Genomic DNA, 19,771 nt, shown 5'->3' with positions numbered 1-19,771 from the left:
TAAAAAATGCCATTTGAAAAGCTGATAGAGCTGACATATATTATAGTTGTAAGAAATCCGGCAAATTTGCCGAACATGACAACCATACAGGAATTAAATGATAAAATTTCGCCAACCGATTGCGATTGGCATTGCCATCGCGTTTTTCATCACCGTTTCAATGCCCGCCGGAGTTTCCGCCATCACCGTGCAGGAGGAAAATGAACTGGCCAGGGAATTCCTTCAGGCGGTTAACCAGCAGTATAAAATCATCAAAGACCCGGCCATTGCCGACTATATCAACAAGATCGGCCGGCGCGTGGTGGCCGAGCTTCCGCAGCAGCCGTTTACCTATCACTTCTATGTGATCGAGCAGGACACCTATAACGCCTTTGCCGGCCCGGCCGGGCATATCTTCGTATTCAGCGGCCTGTTTGAAGCCCTGGACCACGAGGGCGAGCTTGCCGCGCTCCTGGCCCATGAAATTGCCCATGCTTCCTGCCGGCATATTTCGGAGATGATCGAATCCTCCAAAAAGACCAGCCTGGGTACGCTGGCGGGCGTTGTGGCAGGCATCCTGGTGGGGCTTGGGGGGGCTTCCGCCGTGGGCAGCGCCATCACCATCGGCTCCATGGCAGCCGGCGAATCCGCCGCCCTTGCCTACACCCGGGAAAAAGAAATGCAGGCGGACCAAATCGGCCGCGAGTATCTTCAAAAAGCGGGCTATGATCTGCACAGCATGCTCTCCCTGCTGAAAACCATCCGCTCCCAGGAATGGTTCGGCACGGATCAGATCCCCACCTACCTGCGGACCCACCCGGCCACGGAGGACCGGCTGACCTATCTGAACAACACTTTGTCAAACAAGCCGGCCCCGCCGCCAAAGAACACTTATGAATTCAAACGCGCCCGCATCCGGGTCTCCGCCCTTTACGGCAATCCGCGGGAGTCCCTGCGGCAATTCCAGCATTCGGTCAAAACCCAGCCGGAGGATCCCATGGCCCATTACGGCTACGGCCTGGCCCTTGAGCGAAACGGCAACCCCAGGGCGGCGGCGGAGCATCTGGAAACTGCCTACCATGCCTATGCCAGTGACCCCTATATGACGGAAGACTTGGGCAGGGTTTACTTTTTAAACGGTGACTATGAAAAGGCGCTGGAATTTCTTAAAAAAGCCGCCCAAGAGGTAAAAAACGGGCCGGACAGCCGGCTGTATCTCGGCCGGACCCAGCTGGCCATGGGCCGGACGGAAGCTGCCACGGACACCTTTTCCCGCCTGGCCGACGCGCACCCGGATTATCTGCCGGCGCTCTATTACTTGGGCAAAAGCTACTCGGAACAGGATGATCCGGGCAATGCCCATTATTATTTAGGCCTCTACCATATGGGCAAAAAGGACCCGAAAAATGCCGCCTTCCATTTCAAACAGGCGCTGAAAACCATCACCGATCCGGAGAAAGTCAAAAAGATCAAAGGCTTATTGGATAAATTGTAACCTTACACCTTATCAAAATGCGAGAACTTCATGGTAAAATTGCCGCGGCCCTGGGAGGCGGATCGGAGGGCGGTGGAGTAGCCGAACATCCTGGAAAGCGGCACACTGGCGGAGATGACCTGAATCTCGCCTTTGGCGGAAATCGAGTCAATTTTGCCGCCCCGGGCGTTTAAATCCCCGATCACCTCGCCCATAAAATCCTCCGGCACGAATACTTCGGTGTCCATGATGGGCTCCAGCAGATAGGGCTCTCCATTGCTGAAGGCCTCCCGGCAGGCCATGGTCGCGCACACCTTATACGCCAATTCCGACGACAAATGTTCCTTGAAACTCCCGCCGGTTAAGACCACCTCCACGTCAACCACCGGATACCCCATCAGCTCACCGTATTCCATGGCATCGTGGACGCCCTGGGAAACCGCGGGAATGTAGATATCCGGTATTTGCGCATCTGAGACCTTGGAGCGAAACGCCGTCCCGCTGCCCCGGGAAAGGGGTTTTACGGTGAGCTGCACTTGGGCATAATGCCGGGCGCCGGCGATTTCCCGGTCGAACTCCGCGGATCCGGCCGCCTCCCGCGCCATGGTTTCCCGGTATACCACCTGGGGTTTGCCCACATTCACATTGGTGTTGTACTCCCGCTTCATCCGGCTGATGACAATATCCAGGTGGAGTTCGCCCATGCCGGACAATATGGTCTGGCCGGTATCCTCGTCCTGCTTGACATGAAGGGTGGGGTCCTCATCCATTAACTTGGAAAGCGTGTGATCGAGCTTCTCCTGGTCATCGTGGGTCTTGGGTTCCACGGAGACGGAGATCACCGGCTTGTAATACTCGATGGCCTCCAGCAGCGCCGGCTCATCCGCCTGGCAGAGGGTCTGGCCGGTGCCGGAATCTTTCAGGCCCACCACGCCGACGATACTGCCCGGACCGGCTTCATCCAGCCGCTCCCGCTTGTTGGCATGCATCTTTAAAATTCGGGAGATTTTCTCTTTGCGTTTAAGGGTGGGGTTGTAAACCTCGCTGCCCGCCTTCAGATAACCGCTGTAGACCCGGACAAAGGAAAGTTTGCGGCCCTCAAACATCGAGACCTTGAAAATAAGCGCCACCAGCGGTCCCTTCTCTTTGGCGGAAAACGAGAGGGGTTCCTCGGTGTCCGGATGGATGCCCTCGATGGGAGGCGCCTCCACCGGGCTTGGCAAAAAGTCGATGACCGCATCCAAAAGCGGCTGAATGCCCTTGTTGCGCAACGCGGCCCCGCACAACACCGGGACCAGGGAAAGATTCAGGGTGGCGCGGCGGATGGCGGCAACAAGCTCCTGCACGGGAATTTCCCGCTCCTCGAGAAATGCCTCCATAATGGCGTCATCGGTTTCAGCCACCTGCTCGACCAATTTTTCCCGGTACGCCGCGGCCGACTCCATGAACTCCGGGTCAATATCCGTGGTATGAATCGGGGTCCTGGGGTCACTGGTCTCCCAGGTCATCTGCTGCATCTTCAACAGATCGATTACCCCCCGGAAATGGTCCTCACTGCCCACCGGCAGCTGGATCAGTAGCGGGCTGGCATTTAACCGCTCCGTTATCATCTCCACCACATTGAAAAAATCCGCACCCACCCGGTCCATCTTGTTAATAAAGGCGATTTTCGGCACCAGATACTTATCCGCCTGGTGCCACACGGTTTCGGACTGGGGCTCCACCCCGCCGACCGCGCAGAACACGCCGACCGCGCCGTCAAGGACCCGCAGGGAGCGCTCCACCTCAATGGTAAAGTCGACATGCCCGGGCGTATCAATAATCTGAATCTCCCAGTCCTTCCAGCGGCAGGCGGTCACCGCGGACGTGATGGTGATGCCCCGTTCCTGCTCATCCGGCATCCAGTCCATAACCGCTTCCCCGTTGTGGACCTCGCCGATTTTGTGCGAACGGCCGCTGTAGAAAAGCACCCGCTCGGTCACGGTTGTCTTGCCCGCATCAATATGGGCGACAATGCCAATGTTTCGAATTTTATCAATTTTTCTGCTTGGTTTCATCGTACCAACAACATATCTGCGTTTAATGGAAATCGGATATCGATATGCCCGGCCAGGGTATCGGCTTCCTGCCCGTCAATGAGCAGCTTCACGCGGTCCACGGCAGAAACATTCAATATCAGCGTATTAACAATCGAATAGACCGTCATCAGCTCCGTGCGGACCCCGCCAGAATGGCTGTTTGCCACCCCTGCGCCCAAGTCCACATAAGCGGTATGATCGGATGTTATATAAACCGCACGCAGCCGGGTATCCGACGGGATGGTGCGCACCAGTTCAGCGTCCGGTCCGTTTATAAGCGCTTGGACGATCCGGCGGCAGTAAGCCTGCGGATCGGTATTGTTACGTATATTTCTGGCCTCACTGACCAGATGCGCATTGCCCTTGTCAACAAAATACAGATAAACCGGATAGTCCGCATCCTCGGGCTCAGGCAGAATCTGCTCAACACCGCCCTCAAGCGGCGGCCCGGCCGCCTGGCATACCCCGACAGCGCATAGCCAGAAAACGATCAGAGCGGTCAAAAAAAACATCCGCACCATCCTGGCCGGGCCAATTTTTATGTATGCGGCCATACTTGTTATCATATCTGTTTCTCGGGACCAATAGTAACTTAACGGTTTAAGGTGTAAGGTATACGGTTTAAGGTTAAGGAAATCAAAACTTTATGCTTTAAGTCGTTCACGGTTCACAGTTCACGGTTCACAGCTCAATGTTATACAAACTTAGTGCCTTAGTGCCTGAGTGCCTCAGTGCCTCAGCCTCAGTGCCTTTAAAGTTATTTATAGCTCGGTACCGGGCGGCTCCGGGTGGGTTACTTTTAGATCACTTAATCTGACCTAAATTGGGCGTCTCCCAAAAATCGGTTTCCGCCGCCGCGACGCTATTAATTTCTTTTTACGAAGCCATAAAAATTGTCATAATCTATGTCAGCATGACCCGACTGTCAATCACGGCGAATTTGTTCTGGCGAGAAACCCCATAACCATGGGGCTTATCGCATGTAAGGTCGGCACGGTGGCCGACCCTACAAAATGTCGGCATTGTCGCGTAGGGCGCGCCACCGTGCCCGCCTGAAAAATAGATAGAACAAATTTATCGTGGACTGTCAATTGCATAAAACCATGCCCGCTGAAATGGATGTTTTTTATTTGTGGGTATATACCCATAACTGCCGCAACTTAAACAAGATCCCGTTTATCCGGCACATATTATGAATATTTTGCCATGAACTTTGCTTGACTTTGTCAAAACAATCGTGTCATATATTTAATCTTTTATTTTTGAATTTTTATTATGATTTTTATAAGTTAGCAAACTTGGCGGCCCTTTTCAAAAGGGCCTGCCAAACCACCTGTGAACGCGGCTTACCGGCGGGCAAAATTTTTCCGGCAAACCGCTGAAAAAGTGTATTGAGGAGGACGACCTCATGATCGTGGCCAAGCGTAAACCATTTGATGAAATTAAAAGCCTGATCCAGGGCTACAAAAAAATCCTTGTCGTGGGATGCGGCACATGTGTGGCGGTATGCCTGACCGGCGGTGAAAAGGAAGTCGGCGTGCTGGCGGCTGAACTGAAACTCAGCCAGAAATCCGAACCCGATTCCGCTGAATTCGGTGAGGCCACTGTCCAGCGCCAGTGCGACCGGGAATTTCTGGATGAACTCGACAATCTCGTGCCGGAATATGACGCCCTCCTGTCCATGGCCTGCGGCGCCGGCATCCAGTTTCTGGCCGAGCGATTTCCGGACACGCCGGTTTTCCCCGCAGTGGACACCACCTTTATCGGCGTCAACCAGGATGTGGGATGGTACGAAGAACGGTGTAAAGCCTGCGGCAGCTGTGTGCTCGGCATGACCGCCGGCATCTGCCCGGTCACCATGTGCGCCAAAAGCCTTTTTAACGGTCCCTGCGGCGGCACCAACGACGGCAGCTGCGAGATCCATAATGACCAGCCCTGTGCCTGGCAGATGATTTATGAACGGCTGGCCAGACAGGGACGACTTGATAAAATCATCGAAATCTGTCCGGCCAACGACTGGCGGAATCAAAAACCCCAGACGCTGATTCAGCCCGGTTACGAGGAGCGCCACGAATCAACAAAATAGCACCCAACACCAGACAGATTCGATAAAGAAAAAGGATATAGCCATGAAATCTGGAAGTAAACTTGAAAAAATACTGGAAGCCGGTCACTTTGCGTTTACCGGAGAGCTGGGCCCCCCGCGCGGGGCCAATATCGAGACCATTCGCAAAAAGGCCGAACCGCTGAAAGGCGTGGTGGATTCCGTCAATATCACGGACAACCAGACCGCCGTGGTCCGGATGTCAAGCTGGGCGGCGAGCCTCCTGGCCCTTCAGGAAGGCCTGGAACCCAACTACCAGATGGTCTGCCGGGACCGAAACCGCCTGGCCATGCAGGCCGATATTCTCGGCGCCTACGCCATGGGCATCCGTAATATGCTCTGCCTGTCCGGCGACCACCAGCAGTTCGGGGATCACCCCCAGTGCAAGGGCGTTTTCGACATTGACTCCATGCAGCTCATTCAAACCGTCTCCACCATGCGGGAGGAGGGAAAGTTCTTAAACGGCCAGGAGATCGATGACCCGCCGCGGATGTTTATCGGCGCAGCCGCCAACCCGTTTGCCGAGCCCTTTGAGTGGCGCGTCTACCGGCTGGCCAAAAAAATCAACGCGGGCGCGGATTTCATCCAGACCCAGTGCATCTATAATATGGAGAAGATGCGCGAATGGGTCAAACGGGCGAGGGATATGGGACTGACCGAAAAGGTCTACATCCTGGCCGGGATTACGCCCATGAAAAGCCTTGGTATGGCCCGATACATGAAGAGCAAGGTGCCGGGCATGGATGTGCCGGATGAAATCATCAACCGGCTCAAAGGCGTGGAAAAGAAAAAACAGGGCAAAGAAGGCATTGCCATCGCCTGCGAGCAGATCCAGGAATTTAAGGAGATGGAAGGGATCTCCGGCATCCACCTGATGGCCATCGAGTGGGAGCACCGCGTGCCCGAAATCGCCGAGATGGCGGGCATGCTGCCAAGACCCGAGGTTTAACCCGGCAACCCATGATATCTGCGACGCATGAATGGCAAGATCCGTCCATACTGCCGCCGCCAAGGACAAAAAGGAGAATTCAATAGAAAATGGAACCCAAACAAGTCATGATCATGGGCGGAGGCATCGCCGGCCTGACGGCCGCCACAGAGCTGGCCGAATTCGGTGTGAACGTCCATTTGGTCGAAAAAACCGGCTTTATGGGCGGCTATGCCATCGGTTACACCTGTAAAGCCACGGATGAATGCCTCCAGTGCGGTGCCTGTGCCGTTGAGAAAACCCTGAAGGCCGTCACTGAAACACCGACCATTCAACTGCACCCCAAAACCACGGTTGAAGCGATCAATTCGGACAACCACAAGTTCTCGGCCACCCTTAAAACGGCCCCCCGCTATATCGACCCAAAAAAATGCACCAATTGCGGCCTCTGCTTCACCCAGGCGCCGGCGGAAGGACTGGTGCTGCGGGGATACAGCAAAAACAATCACCCGTTATACGTGATTACGGAAGAAGGCGTTCAGCAGCACCGCGATTTCTTTGCCTCCGTATGCCCCGAAGGGGCGATTTCAGTGGATGCCGCGGCGCAATCGGCATCCCTTAGCGTGGATGCCGTAATCGTGGCCACCGGATTTGAGCCTTTTGATCCGAACGAGAAACCCACCTACCGGTATGCGGATTACCCGAATGTGGTCAGCGGCCTGGAGATGGAGCAGATCAAACGCGAACACGGAATGATTCTCCGCCCCACGGACAAGCAGGTCCCCGAAAAAGTGGCCTTTATCCAATGCGTGGGCAGCCGCGATGAACGGCTGGGGCACTTGTGGTGCTCCCGGGTCTGCTGCCCCTATGCTTTGCGCTCCGCGCGATCGGCTAAACACAAATCACCGGATATGGACATCACCATCTTCTACATGGACATTCAGAATATTGGTAAAAACTTCCCGGCCTTCTACCAGGTCTGTAAGTCGGACTTCCGGTTCATCCGCAGCATTCCGGTGGATATCTTTCCGGAAGAAAACGACCGCATGACGCTTCGGATTTTTGATGAAGCCCAGGGCGCACCAGCCATGGAAACCTTTGACCTGGTGGTGCTGTCTACCGGAATTATGCCGAATTCGGACAATCAAAGCCTCTCAGACCTCTTAGGCATTGAACTGGACACAGATGGATTCTTCGCCCATGCGGAGGCGCTCAACCAATCAATCACTTCACAAAACGGCATTTTTGTTGCCGGCACCGCCAGCGGCCCGAATACCATTGCCGGTTCAATGGCCCATGCCGGCCAGGCGGCGGGGGAAGTGCTGAAATACCTGGGGGTGACCAAATGACAACCGCAAAAAACACCCAAGAAACTGAAAAAATTGAGATTGCAACGGATGTAATGGTCATCGGCGGAGGTTATACGGGGCTTAAAGCGGCCCGGGCCATTGCAGAAAACGGCTTTCATGTCATCCTGGCCGATCAGGAGGAGGCCGATAACCTAAACCGGTTCTCGCTGCTGGGGATTGCCGCCCCCATGGAAAACCAGCTCAAGGAATTAAAGGACGCGGTTGCTGCAGATGAGCGGATCGAATTTCTGCCCGAGGCGGATATCAATGAGGCCGCCGGGGTGACCGGGGATTTTACCATCCGGCTCACCAGCCAAGGCGAAGCACTGGAGAAAACGGTCGGCGCGGTGGTCGTGGCCACGGATATCGTCTCCGCCCCGCTGAACCATATTTACGGCCTTGAGCTGTCCGATAAAGTGCTCACCCTGTCCGATTTTGAAGAAAAACTTACTGATGCGGAATTTCAAAACAAACTGAAAGGCGACCAGGCGGCCGTGGCATTTTTGGCGGGGTTTGCCCAGGAGGGCAACCCCCTGCTCATGAAGCGGATCCTTGACGGGGTCCTGGCTGTTGCTGAAGCCTCCGGCTCCGGCGCCACCCCCTATGTATACATCAACGACATCAAAGTGGCCGGCGATAACCTGGAGCGCCTTTACAAAGAGGGCCGGGACAAAGGGGCCATTTATTTCAAATTAAACGCGGCCCCGTCCATTGTGCAGCAGGGGGATGCACCGGTGATCGGATTCCATGATCCGGTGGTCCGCTCGGATATTGAACTTGACCCGGATTTTGTGGTGGTCGAAGAGGCCATGACCGCCAACCAGATAAATCCCGAACTGGCGGAGATCCTGCGGATCGACCTGGGCCCTATGGGGTTTCTGCAAACCGACAATATTCACCGCTTCCCGGTCAACTCAAACCGGGAGGGCATCTATGTGGTGGGCTCCAGCCGGGACATCCAAAACCTCTCCGATGCCTGGACGGATGTGGAAAACACCGTGATGCAGCTCAAACAGCTTCTGGGCGACGGCACCCGGGAAGTTCCCAGATTCCGGGCCGTGGTGGACCGGGAGAAGTGCGTCACCTGCCTTACCTGCTTCCGCTGCTGCCCGCACGGGGCCATCTATTGGGATGACAAGGCGGTGATTTCGCCGGTCGCCTGCCAGGCCTGCGGCATATGCGCCAGCGAATGCCCGCAGGAGGCCATTCAGGTCACCGGATATGCGGATGATGAAATCACGGAGCAAATCCGGACCGCGGTATCGGCGGTGAAAAACGGGGCGCCGAAGATCATCGCCTTCTGCTGCGAGAACTCATCCCTTGAAGCCGGCAAAACCGCCGCGCTTTTTCAATACCAGGTGCCGGACGGGCTTCGCATGATCCGCGTGCCATGTGCCGGAAAGGTCGATATCCACTACGTATTGACCGCGCTGATCGAGGGGGCTGACGGGGTTCTGGTGATGGCCTGCCACCCGGGCAACTGCAAATCCGAGACCGGCACCACATTTGCCCGGTGGCGGATCGCCAATGCCTACCGGATGCTTGAGGAGACGGGTATTGATAAAAACCGGCTCGAATTTGTGACCCTGGCATCAAACATGGCCCCGGATTTTGCAAAAATCGCTGTTGAAATGGAGCGCCGAATCGGATAAAAAGGCCATTGACCTTTTTGTTCAATGAGATTAAATTTATAACACCTTATGCTGAAAGTTACTGTTTTTCGGAACTTATCAGCCGGATCGACAGACGGATCTACAGAATAATTGGAGGAAAACCATATGGGAGAGGCGGCAATCAAATTAGGCGGGAAAAAACAAAGCACCTTTATTGATAAGGTAAAGGAAGTCCTACCGGAAGGAGGCAATCTAAACCTTTGCCTGACCTGCGGGGCATGCTCTTCGGGATGCCCGGCCACCGGCTTAGACGGCATGGATCCCCGGAAATTTCTTCGGATGGCGGCCTTAGGGCTTGACGAAGAGGTCACCACCACAGACTGGGTCTGGCACTGCACCATGTGCCAGCGCTGCATCTATGTCTGCCCGATGAAAATCGACATTCCGCGGCTGGTCTTTTTTGCCCGGCAAAGCTGGCCCCGGGAAAAGCGGCCCAAGGGAATTCTGGGTTCCTGCGACATGGCCTTAAGAAACGACTCATGCAGCGCCATGGGCGCATCACCCGAAGATTTTGAGTTTGTTGTGGGAGACCTGCTCGAAGAATACCGGGAAGCGCAGCCCGAGTTCAAGGATATGCAAGCACCCATTGACAAGCAGGGCGCAGAATTCTTCCTGAACCAGAATTCCCGGGAACCGGTCACAGAGCCGGATGAACTGCTTCCCCTGTGGAAGATTCTTCACAAGGCCGGGGTTGACTGGACTTACGGCAGCAAGGGCTGGGGCGGTGAAAACTACTGCATGTTCCTTGCCGATGACGAGGGCTGGAAACATATTGTGCAAACATCCATCAATCAGGCAAAGGAGTTGGGGTGCAAAACGTACCTCAACACCGAATGAGGGCACGTCACCTTTGCAGTCCTGGAAGGACTGAGAAAATACAACATCGACAAGGGCGACATGGAAATTGCCACCATCTATCAATATTACGCCAAATGGATCCGGGAGGGCCGGCTTGAAGTCAACTCGGACTGGAACAAGGATCTCCAGGTCAAATTCACCGTGCAGGACCCCTGCCAGATCATCCGCAAAACTTACGGGGACGCGGCGGCCGACGACATCCGCTTTGTGCTCAAGACGGCGGTCGGCGAGGAAAACTTCATCGACATGACCCCGAATAAATCCAACAACTTCTGCTGCGGCGGCGGCGGCGGGACGCTTCAGGCCGGCTATACCGAGCAGCGCCGGTCATTCGGCAAAGTCAAACACGATCAGATCGTGGCTACGGACGCGGACTACTGCATCACAGCCTGCCATAACTGCCATGCGCAGATCCACGACTTGACCGAGCATTTTGAGGGCAAATACCACGCCGTCCACCTCTGGACCATCCTGTGCCTGGCCATGGGCATCCTCGGGCCGAATGAACGGGAGTACTTGGGCGATGACTTGAAGGATGTCAACATGTTCCACCCGGAACAGGCAGAGATGTAGATGTAAAATTCTTATTATACTCTTATTAAATTCAAAGGGTGCCCTTTCCGGCACCCTTTTTTATTGCTTTATAGAATTAGCCAAAATGCTGGGTTTCGCAAGCTCAACCCAACCTTTTCATTGGATTGAGACGGCTTGACAAAAAAAGAACCAAATGACATGTCAGGCCAACGGGTCAAAAATACCGGCCATCTTTAAAACGGTCTGCCATTCGGATTCGGCAACCGCACCCCGTTCCCCGCAGGCGGTGCCGTCCGGGGAATTTTTCAGGTCCTTAATCGAAAATGCAGACGGCTCGGACTTCATGAGCCAGTATCGGCGGGATGGATTTATTATCCGGCATATGCTTCCTCTTCCTCATCCTTTTCAACTGGGTTCGGCCACATTCCGGGACGGCTCGCTGGCAATATGAATCGTCCGGGTGGGGAAGGCAAACCCGATACCTTCGGTTTCAAACGCCTCAAAAATCCCCAGGTTGATCTTTTCCTGGATATCCATATAAACCGCGTAATCCGGGCTCAGCACGTAGTAGACCACCTCAAAATTCAATGAAAAATCCCCGAACTCCTTGAAATGGGCCCGATCAAACCGGGTTTGCTCAACATTCTCGATAATCCGTCGAACTGTTTCCGGTATTTTTTTAAGCTTCTCCGACGGGGTATCATAGAGTACCCCGAATGAAAAAACCACGCGCCGCTCCCAGAAATTCGCATAATTGCGGATTCGGCTGGAAAGGAGATCACTGTTGCCGAAAACCAGCAGCTCCCCGCCCAGGCTGCGCAGCCGGGTGGTTTTCAGACCGATTTTCTCCACCGTTCCCAGATGATCCCCGACAATAATGAAGTTCCCGACTTCAAACGGCTTATCCAAAAGAATGGAGAGGCTGGCGAACAGGTCGCTTAAAATATTCTGGGTGGCCAGGCCGATGGCAATACCGCCGACGCCCAGACCGGCGATCAGGGTGGTGACATTGACCCCGATATTTTCCATAATCACCAGCAAAACCGCCGACCACAGCACAAACCGGCCGAACAGGGTCATCACCGTGACCCCGGAACTGGTCAAAGGATCCTCCACCCTTCGGCCCACATACTCCTTAAGCCCGGCGTAAACGAGATAATGGCCCCAAAGACCGATTTGAAGGAGCACGGCCGCAAAGGCCACGGATTCAATAAGCACCATGGCCTGAGCAGGCAGCTCCAGCCAAAGGGAGGCCAGAAGCAGGGCCAGCAGAAACAGCACAATCCGCTTGGTCCGCTGGAAGATCTCCGCCAGCACCCCGGAAATATTGGTTCTGATAAACATCCGGCCGGCCTCGAAGCGTTTGACTATCCATCGCTTCAGCACGTTAAACACGAGGTTCAAAACGAGCAGGGTGGCCAGGGCTGCAGCCCACAGGGTTATTGAATTGCCCAAAACCGAAAATTCCAGAAATTCCATCATGCCCCACCTCCCTTCAATCTAAAAGCCTCCGGTGTTTGAAAATCCGTTCCGGATCAAAAACCTAAATTGACAGTAAAATCAATCAAAATCTAACCCCTGCTGATTCGCATTGCAAAAAAACTATATAACAAGCAAGGAAGGTCAGGCGGGCAGGCACTCCAGCCACAAAAACTGATAGGGCGACAGTGTAAGCCCCTCGCCGTTTGGGAAGGAATGGCCGGTCACCCGATCCACGAACTGCGTAGCTGCAGTGGCGGTATTTAGCTGAGACTGCGGCAGGGGCTGCTCAAATTCCGAAAAATTATTGATCACCACCAGCCGCTGGCCGACATACTCCCGGATGAAACCGAACAAATGGACGTTTCCGGTGTCAAACACCTCCATATAGCCATTTCTAAGCGCCGGCAGTTTTTTGCGAATCCCGATCAGGTGGCACAGTTCATTGTAAAACCGCCATTCCAGGGCTTCCGCATTGTTCAAATCCTTTCCGGATGCCCACCGCTGGCGCGAACGGTGCACCCACCGGCTGTCTGCGGCTTTGGCCGGGTCGGACAGAAACGTATAATCGTTTAACATACCCCATTCATCACCCAGATAGATCAGGGGAATACCGCCGGCGCTCAGCATGATACTGCGCAGCAGGTTGATCCGCCGCACGGTAGCCTCAATCAGCCCATCATCCCCGGCATCCAGTGCGGCTTCAAGCCCCGCCAGGGAGGCCAGGGTGCCGGAAATCCGCAGATCCCCCGTATCCGGATTGTATTGAAACGGCATGCCCCGGGCAAAGGAGTCGGGAAACCGGCCGGTATAGAACTCATTTAGAAACTGCCGGTGGCCTTTCGGGTCAATGCCCACCTCCCGGGCATCCGCATCATCAAAGGTCCATCCGATATCATCATGGCAGCGCAGATAATTGACCCAGGCGCATTCCGGGTGGATCCGAATCCGCTTCTTCATGGCATTATTTAAAAGCTTGACCTCCCGGGTGGCCAGGGCTTCCCAGAGAAGCGCCATCAAAAGCGGATTATAGGACAACTGGCATTCCTCCGGACCGATATAGCGGATCACCTCATCCGGATGCACGATGGCCTCGGATTTAAACAAAAGAGACGGCGCGGCGATCCGGGCCAGGGCGTTGAACGCCTGGATAATCATGTGGGCTTCCGGCTGGTTTTCGCAGTCCGTGCCCAGCCGCTTCCAGATAAAGGCCACCGCGTCCAGCCGAAGCACTTGTACGCCCACATTGGCCAGAAACAGCATTTCCTCGGCCATTGCCCGGAACACGGCCGGATTGGCATAGTTTAAATCCCACTGAAAGCTCTGGAAGGTGGTCCATACCCACCGGCCCATGTCCGGATTCCAGGTAAAACTGCCGCGCCGGCTATCCGGAAAGATATCCCGCAGATGCCGCTGGTATTGATCCGGAAGCGTTCTGTCCGGAAAGGTGTAATAATACTCCTGAAAATCCGAATCACCGGATTTCGCCCGCTGGGCCCAGATGTGCTCATCCGATGTGTGATTCATGACAAAATCGAGCACCAGGCTGACCCCCTCGTCATGAAGAATCCGGGCCAGCGCGGACAATTCCTCCATGGTCCCGATATCCGGATTGATCGCCCGGTAGTCGCTCACCGCATAGCCGCCGTCGTTGTACCCGTGCGGCACGGCAAAAAGGGGCATCAGATGCAGGTATGTCAGCCCGGTCTGCTTGAAATAGGTGATATGCTCAGGCAAGCTGGCCAGCTTGTCACTGAACAGATCCACATACAGCACGCCGCCGACCATCTCTTCGGATTGAAACCAGAAGGGATTTTCTTCCCGGGCCGCGTCCAGCCGCTTGAGATAATCCGGCCGCTCTGACCAGCTCCGCAAGGCTGTGGCGAGAATCTGCTCCAGATGATAGAAAAAATCATACTGCCACCCATAGAGATTCACCAAAAGCCGGAACAGACGTTCCCATTCCCGGCGCAGCCTGGTTTCAAAAGCCTCCCACAGCTGCTGATGGATCTCATCCTCCGGGCCCATTACCGGCCGTATCCGCGGTATCAGCCGCTCAAGAGATTTTTCCGCCTGTCGTTGTATCCAGTCGCCATTCATAAGTAGTCAAAAATAACGAATGTAAAATAAATGTCAATACCCGGTCGCGCCATAGGCAGGGCTAATTTGTTCTGTATCCAAATCGAAATCGAAATCGGGATCGGGATCGAAAAAAATATGAACCTTGGACACGAAAAACTGGACGTCTATCGCCTTTCAATAGGCTACGTTGCATGGGTTTACGAGAAGGCCGACAGCCTGAACGGAGTCCATCGGCCCGCCCGGGATCAATGGCTTCGGGCCAGCCAGTCGATACCGCTCAATATCGCCGAAGGTAATGGCAAGACCGCGGAAGCCGACCGAAGGCGTTATTTCGAAATCGCTCGTGGCTCCGCGCTTGAGTGCGCGGCGATTCAAGATGTGCTGGTTGTCGGCAAGGCGCTGGACAAGATGGAAAGCCGGAACCGCAAGGATGAACTCGACCGTATGGCCGCGATGCTCAGCCGTCTCGGCGGAAGAGGATACCAAGTTCGAGAGGATCAGGAAGTCTACAGCATCGATCCCGATCCCGATAGCGATTTCGATTTGGATTTCGATCCCGATAGCGAAGAAAACGAATCCCAACCTTAGCGTTAACAGGACCGGGGGTATGGATTTTGCGGTTAGAACAAATTTACCGTCACGCCATAGGTGCAATAGATAACCCCCTATGGTTTCCGCTACCTTTTTCGTGTTGCCGGTGGAGGTATAATATATTAGATTAAAATTTTGATCGAACCCCAAAGGGCTGGCAGATGAGCGTCCAAAACAAGGAAATCCGGGATATTTTCAACCAGGTGGCCGATCTCATGGAAGTCAAGGGGGTCAATCCGTTCCGGGTCCGTGCCTACCGGGAGGCCGCCCGGTTCATAGACGGCATGAGCGAACAGATGCACAAACTGGTGCAGGACGAAGCCGATCTGACCCGGTTCCGGGGCATCGGCAAGGATCTTGCCGAAAAAATAAAAGAAATTGTGGCGACCGGCCAGCTTGAGGACCTTCAGGAACTAAAAACCGAACTCCCGCCCACATTGCTCGATCTGCTGGCGATTCCGGCCCTGGGCCCCAAAAAAGTGGCGGCCATCTACCATAAACTTGGCGTTTCCACCGTGGAGGAGCTCAAAACCGCCGCCCAAACCGGTAAAATCGCCGAACTTGAGGGTTTTGGCAGAAAAAGCCAGGAAAAAATCTTAAACTCCATCGGCAAGCTGAAAAAAGATGCCGGCAAGCGGATCCTGTACAGCGATGCGGAACCCGTGGCCGCCGCTCTGGCCGAGCACATCAGAAACCAGGCAGGCGCCAAGCAGGTCACCATTGCCGGCAGTTTCCGCCGCGGCAGGGAGACCGTGGGGGACCTTGACATGCTGGTAACCTGCAAGCGGGGCCATGAAGACGACATCATGAAGGCGTTCGTGGAGTTCGAAGACGTCGCCCGGATCGACGCCCACGGGCAGACCAAAAGCTCGGTGCACCTGCGCTCCGGGCTGCAGGTGGATCTGCGGATTGTACCGCAGGTGAGCTACGGCGCGGCGCTCCATTACTTTACCGGCTCCAAAGCCCATAACGTGGCCGTGCGCAAGCTGGCCGTTGAAAGGGATTTAAAAATAAACGAATACGGCGTGTACAGAAATGAGGAGCGAATCGCCGGCGAGACCGAAGAAGCCGTGTATGAAACCGTGGGGCTTTCCTATATCGAGCCCGAACTCCGGGAAAACATGGGCGAAATCGAGGCGGCCCAAGCCGGTGCCCTGCCGGATTTGATCACCGTCGCAGACATCCGCGGGGATCTGCATCTGCACACCCTCAGAAGCGACGGCCGAAACACCATTTCCGAGATGGCCGAGGCAGCCGTAAAACGCGGCTACGAATATTTTGCCGTTACCGAGCATTCCAGGCAGGTGGCCATGGCCGGCGGGCTCAATGAAAAGCAGCTCCGGGACCACATGGCCGAAATCGACAAAATCAATGAGAAAACAGACGGCATTACGATCCTCAAAGGCATAGAGGTGGACATTCTGGCGGACGGGCGTCTTGACCTGCCGGATGCGGTTTTAAAGGAACTTGACGTGGTCATCGGTTCGGTGCATTACCAGCAGCGGCTGGCCGGGCCCAAACAGACCGAGCGGATCATCCGGGCCATGGACAACCCCTATTTTCAAATCCTGGGCCATGCCACCGCCCGGCTCATCAACCGGCGGGAGCCAATGGATGTCGACCTTGAGGCCATTATTGACGCCGCCCGGCAGCGCGGCATTACCATTGAATTAAACAGTCAGCCCGACCGGCTGGATCTGCCGCATAATTATTGCAAAACAGCGGCCGGGCGGGGGGTTAAAATCGTTATTTCAACCGACGCCCACAGCACGGACAACCTCAATTACATCCGAAACGGCGTCACCGAGGCCCGCCGCGGGTGGCTGACCAAAAACGATGTGCTCAACACGCGGCCGTTAACGGAGCTTTTGACGGCGTTGAAAAGAGGATAGAGTAAGTGTCATTAACTGAGCTCCTTCCGCATGTCATTTCGAGGAGCGATAGCGACGAGAAATCTTAAAAATTATCCAGTTAAAAGATTTCTCGCTGCCGCTCGAAATGACAGCCGCGCTCACTTCAAAACTTAAGTTAATGGCATCAGGCATAGAATCATTACGCAATACTTGAGGAAAGGAGGCTTTAAAATGGAGGTCAAGGGAAACACATTTATTGTCACCGGCGCCGCGTCCGGACTGGGCGAGGCCACAGTGCGCAGCCTGGTGGCGGACGGCGGAAATGCCGCCATTTTCGATCTCTCGGATGAAAACGGCGAGGCGCTCGCAAAGGAACTGGGAAATGCGGCCATCTACTGTCACACGGATGTCTCGGATGAGACCTCGGTTCAGGCCGGCGTTCAGAAAACCATGGATGCGTTCGGCGCGATCAACGGGGTCATCAACTGCGCCGGTATCGGCATCCCGGCCAAGGTGGTCGGCAAAAAAGGCCCCATGGATCTCAATAAATTCACCAAAACCATCCAGGTCAACCTGGTGGGTGCCTTCAACGTCATCCGGCTGGCCGCCCCGCACATGATCGAGAACACCCCGAATGAAGAGGGCGAGCGCGGCATTGTCATCAACACCGCCTCTGTCGCCGCCTTTGAAGGCCAGGTGGGCCAGGTGGCCTATGCCGCCTCCAAAGCCGGAATTGTCGGCATGACGCTGCCCATTGCCAGGGAATTCGCCGATCACGGCATCCGCGTGATCACCATCGCGCCCGGGCTGTTTGACACCCCGATGTTTGCGGCCCTGGGCGATAAGGTCCGGGAGTCCCTGGAAGCCCAGCTCCCGTTTCCGTCGCGCTTCGGCAAGCCCTCGGAATTTGCGCAGATGGTTCAGTCCATTATCGCCAATCCGGTGCTAAACGGCGAGACCATCCGGCTGGACTCCGCCCTCAGGATGCCGGCGAAATAAAAAGGGTGTAGGGTTTGTGGACTTAAAGGATGTTTTTAATAACTTCAAAGGAGACTACCATGAGAAAAGTTGCCATCGTGGGCACCGGGCATACCGATTTTATGTCCGATGCGCCGAAAACAGAGGTTGAAATGTTTTGCGAGGCAGGGACCGAGGCCATGCAGGAGGCTTCGGTCGTCCCGAAGGATATCCAGGCCCTTTACTGCGGCAACGTGTTCGGCGACTTTGCCGAAGGCCAGGGCATGATTCAATCCTATATCGCCAATGAACTGGGCTGCCATCACGTGCCCGCCACCCGGTTCGAGGGGGCCTGCGCGTCCGCCACCCTGGCCATCCGGGACGCATTCATGTGGGTGGCCTCGGGCTTCTATGATGTGGTGCTGGTGGGCGGCACGGAAAAGGCCACCGCCATGGGCACGCCGCTCGCCACCCGGACCTTTGCCATGGGCAGCGACGCTAAATATGAGTTTCCGGCAGGTATTACGTTTCCCGCTTACTTCGCCCTGCTGGCCAATCTTTATGCATACAAATACGAGGTTGCCATGGAACGGCTCCGGGAGCAGATGTCCATGATATCCGTGCAGTCCCATTTCTACGGCACCAAAAACCCGCACGCGCAGTTCAAGCACAAGGAAATCACTATGGATCAGGTGTCCAAGGGCTTTGTGGTGGCCTCCCCCTTAAGGCTCTTAGACTGCTGTCCCTTCTCCGACGGCGCGGCCGTCCTGGTGCTGGCCTCTGAAGAAAAAGCCAAACAGCTTACCGACAAACCGGTCTACATCACCGGCATCGGCCAGGCCTCCTCCCCTAAAATGAGTGCCCAGGCGCCTTTCCTGCCGCGGATTCGGGCCCGGGAGCTCTCAGTCAAACAGGCCTATGATATGGCCGGCATCGGCCCGGAGGACATCGACCTCTGCGAACTCCACGACTGCTTCAGCATTGCCAGCATTATCGCGGCGGAAAACATGGGTTTTGCGGAAAACGGCAAAGGCGGCGAACTCTGGGAAAAGGGCGAGACCAAGATCGACGGGAAAATCCCCATCAACATTTCCGGCGGATTAAAGGCCAAGGGACACCCCATCGGCGCCACCGGCGCCTCCCAGACCTGTGAGGTGGTCCGTCAGTTAAGAGGGGATATGGCGGCCGAAGGGCGCCAGGTGGAAGGCGCCAAAACCGGGCTGGTGGACACCCTGGGCGGCGACGGCATTATCAGCAACTTGATCCTGCAGACAGGCGTCTAACGAAACATAGGAGGGCAAAAATGGAATACAAACTTTCATTTAAAGAATATCATAAGGCGCTCATGAAGAATAAACTCATGGGCTTGAAATGCAAAGAATGCGGCACAGTGACCTGCCCGCCGCAGATGAGCTGCAGCAGCTGCACGGGCTTTGATCTGGACGTGACGGAATTAAGCGGCAAGGGAAAAATCACAACCTATACCACGGTCTACGTGGCGGCCGAGGGGCGGGAAAGTGAAGCCCCCTATATCATCGTACTGGTGGAACTTGAGGAAGGGCCCTGGATTATGGGCAATCTCTATGATCTGGACCCGTCCCGGGCTTCCCTGGATCTGATCGGCAGGCCCGTCCAGATGGGGACCCGGATTTTTCCCGGGGACAAATATTCGGACGGCCCGGCCGCCCGGCCGGCATTTAGGTTTGCTGATTAAGGGCATAGGGAAAAAAGCGATTTGGGATAACAGCAAAGCAAAAAATATTTGTTGTTATTCCAAAACGTTCCGCCTCTGTCATTCCGAGGAGCGCCAGCGACGAGGAATCTTAAAGATT

General features: G+C 55.1%; 16 protein-coding genes. 11 read left to right on the top strand and 5 right to left on the bottom strand.

Annotation, left to right across the window (positions count from 1 at the left end):
* The first annotated feature begins 97 nt into the window (after positions 1-97).
* Entirely contained in the window at positions 98-1,474 is a 1,377-nt protein-coding gene (locus U5L07_17570) for a M48 family metalloprotease (protein ID MDZ7833558.1), read from the top strand.
* A 2-nt stretch (positions 1,475-1,476) separates the two neighbouring features.
* Here U5L07_17570 and fusA read toward each other — a convergent pair whose 3' ends face one another.
* Both fusA and U5L07_17560 read right to left on the bottom strand, forming a co-directional pair.
* Complete coding sequence (gene fusA, locus U5L07_17565; protein MDZ7833557.1) at positions 1,477-3,510, bottom strand: elongation factor G; 2,034 nt, start codon at positions 3,508-3,510, stop codon at positions 1,477-1,479.
* Complete coding sequence (locus U5L07_17560; protein ID MDZ7833556.1) at positions 3,507-4,043, bottom strand: GerMN domain-containing protein; 537 nt, start codon at positions 4,041-4,043, stop codon at positions 3,507-3,509. The genes fusA and U5L07_17560 overlap by 4 nt, the downstream gene beginning before the upstream one ends.
* 896 nt (positions 4,044-4,939) lie before the next feature.
* Between U5L07_17560 and U5L07_17555 the strand changes: the two genes are divergently transcribed.
* The 5 genes from U5L07_17555 to U5L07_17535 all read left to right on the top strand — a co-directional run bounded on the left by U5L07_17555 (position 4,940) and on the right by U5L07_17535 (position 11,016).
* Entirely contained in the window at positions 4,940-5,617 is a 678-nt protein-coding gene (locus tag U5L07_17555; protein MDZ7833555.1) for a methylenetetrahydrofolate reductase C-terminal domain-containing protein, read from the top strand.
* Between the two features lie 43 nt (positions 5,618-5,660).
* Positions 5,661-6,584 carry a methylenetetrahydrofolate reductase gene (locus tag U5L07_17550; protein MDZ7833554.1) on the top strand — a complete coding sequence of 308 codons (924 nt, stop codon included), beginning with the start codon at positions 5,661-5,663 and terminating at the stop codon, positions 6,582-6,584.
* 89 nt (positions 6,585-6,673) lie between these two features.
* Complete coding sequence (locus U5L07_17545) at positions 6,674-7,912, top strand: FAD-dependent oxidoreductase (protein MDZ7833553.1); 1,239 nt, start codon at positions 6,674-6,676, stop codon at positions 7,910-7,912.
* A complete protein-coding gene (locus U5L07_17540) occupies positions 7,909-9,564 on the top strand; it encodes a hydrogenase iron-sulfur subunit (GenBank protein MDZ7833552.1) in 1,656 nt (551 codons plus the stop codon). Before U5L07_17545 ends, U5L07_17540 begins: the two co-directional genes overlap by 4 nt.
* A 126-nt stretch (positions 9,565-9,690) precedes the next feature.
* Positions 9,691-11,016: a (Fe-S)-binding protein gene (locus U5L07_17535; GenBank protein ID MDZ7833551.1), complete on the top strand. Its 1,326-nt coding sequence runs from the start codon at positions 9,691-9,693 to the stop codon at positions 11,014-11,016.
* A gap of 162 nt (positions 11,017-11,178) precedes the next feature.
* On the opposite strand, the gene U5L07_17530 is transcribed toward U5L07_17535, so the two are convergent.
* The 3 genes from U5L07_17530 to U5L07_17520 form a co-directional block, all read right to left on the bottom strand.
* Positions 11,179-11,322 carry a hypothetical protein gene (locus U5L07_17530; GenBank protein ID MDZ7833550.1) on the bottom strand — a complete coding sequence of 48 codons (144 nt, stop codon included), beginning with the start codon at positions 11,320-11,322 and terminating at the stop codon, positions 11,179-11,181.
* Between the two features lie 60 nt (positions 11,323-11,382).
* A complete protein-coding gene (locus U5L07_17525) occupies positions 11,383-12,459 on the bottom strand; it encodes a mechanosensitive ion channel family protein (protein ID MDZ7833549.1) in 1,077 nt (358 codons plus the stop codon).
* A 141-nt stretch (positions 12,460-12,600) separates the two neighbouring features.
* A complete protein-coding gene (locus U5L07_17520; GenBank protein MDZ7833548.1) occupies positions 12,601-14,484 on the bottom strand; it encodes an alpha-amylase family glycosyl hydrolase in 1,884 nt (627 codons plus the stop codon).
* A 138-nt stretch (positions 14,485-14,622) separates the two neighbouring features.
* Between U5L07_17520 and U5L07_17515 the strand changes: the two genes are divergently transcribed.
* The 5 genes from U5L07_17515 to U5L07_17495 all read left to right on the top strand — a co-directional run bounded on the left by U5L07_17515 (position 14,623) and on the right by U5L07_17495 (position 19,653).
* Complete coding sequence (locus tag U5L07_17515) at positions 14,623-15,126, top strand: four helix bundle protein (GenBank protein MDZ7833547.1); 504 nt, start codon at positions 14,623-14,625, stop codon at positions 15,124-15,126.
* 164 nt (positions 15,127-15,290) lie between these two features.
* Positions 15,291-17,021, top strand: coding sequence for a DNA polymerase/3'-5' exonuclease PolX (polX, locus tag U5L07_17510; protein MDZ7833546.1), 1,731 nt, complete (start codon positions 15,291-15,293; stop codon positions 17,019-17,021).
* Between the two features lie 192 nt (positions 17,022-17,213).
* Positions 17,214-17,981 (top strand): 3-hydroxyacyl-CoA dehydrogenase, encoded by a 768-nt coding sequence (locus tag U5L07_17505; protein ID MDZ7833545.1) that lies wholly within the window; start codon positions 17,214-17,216, stop codon positions 17,979-17,981.
* Positions 17,982-18,040: 59 nt separating this feature from the next.
* Entirely contained in the window at positions 18,041-19,222 is a 1,182-nt protein-coding gene (locus U5L07_17500; protein MDZ7833544.1) for a propanoyl-CoA acyltransferase, read from the top strand.
* A gap of 20 nt (positions 19,223-19,242) precedes the next feature.
* The gene (locus U5L07_17495; protein MDZ7833543.1) at positions 19,243-19,653 is read left to right on the top strand and encodes a Zn-ribbon domain-containing OB-fold protein; all 411 of its coding nucleotides are present in this window, start codon (positions 19,243-19,245) and stop codon (positions 19,651-19,653) included.
* The last annotated feature ends 118 nt before the right edge of the window (positions 19,654-19,771 follow it).

This window comes from Desulfobacterales bacterium, assembly GCA_034520365.1.
Taxonomy (GTDB): domain Bacteria; phylum Desulfobacterota; class Desulfobacteria; order Desulfobacterales; family Desulfosalsimonadaceae; genus M55B175.
The sequence above is the reverse complement of the archived record's forward strand: the minus strand, read 5'-3'. Positions and strand labels throughout refer to the sequence as shown.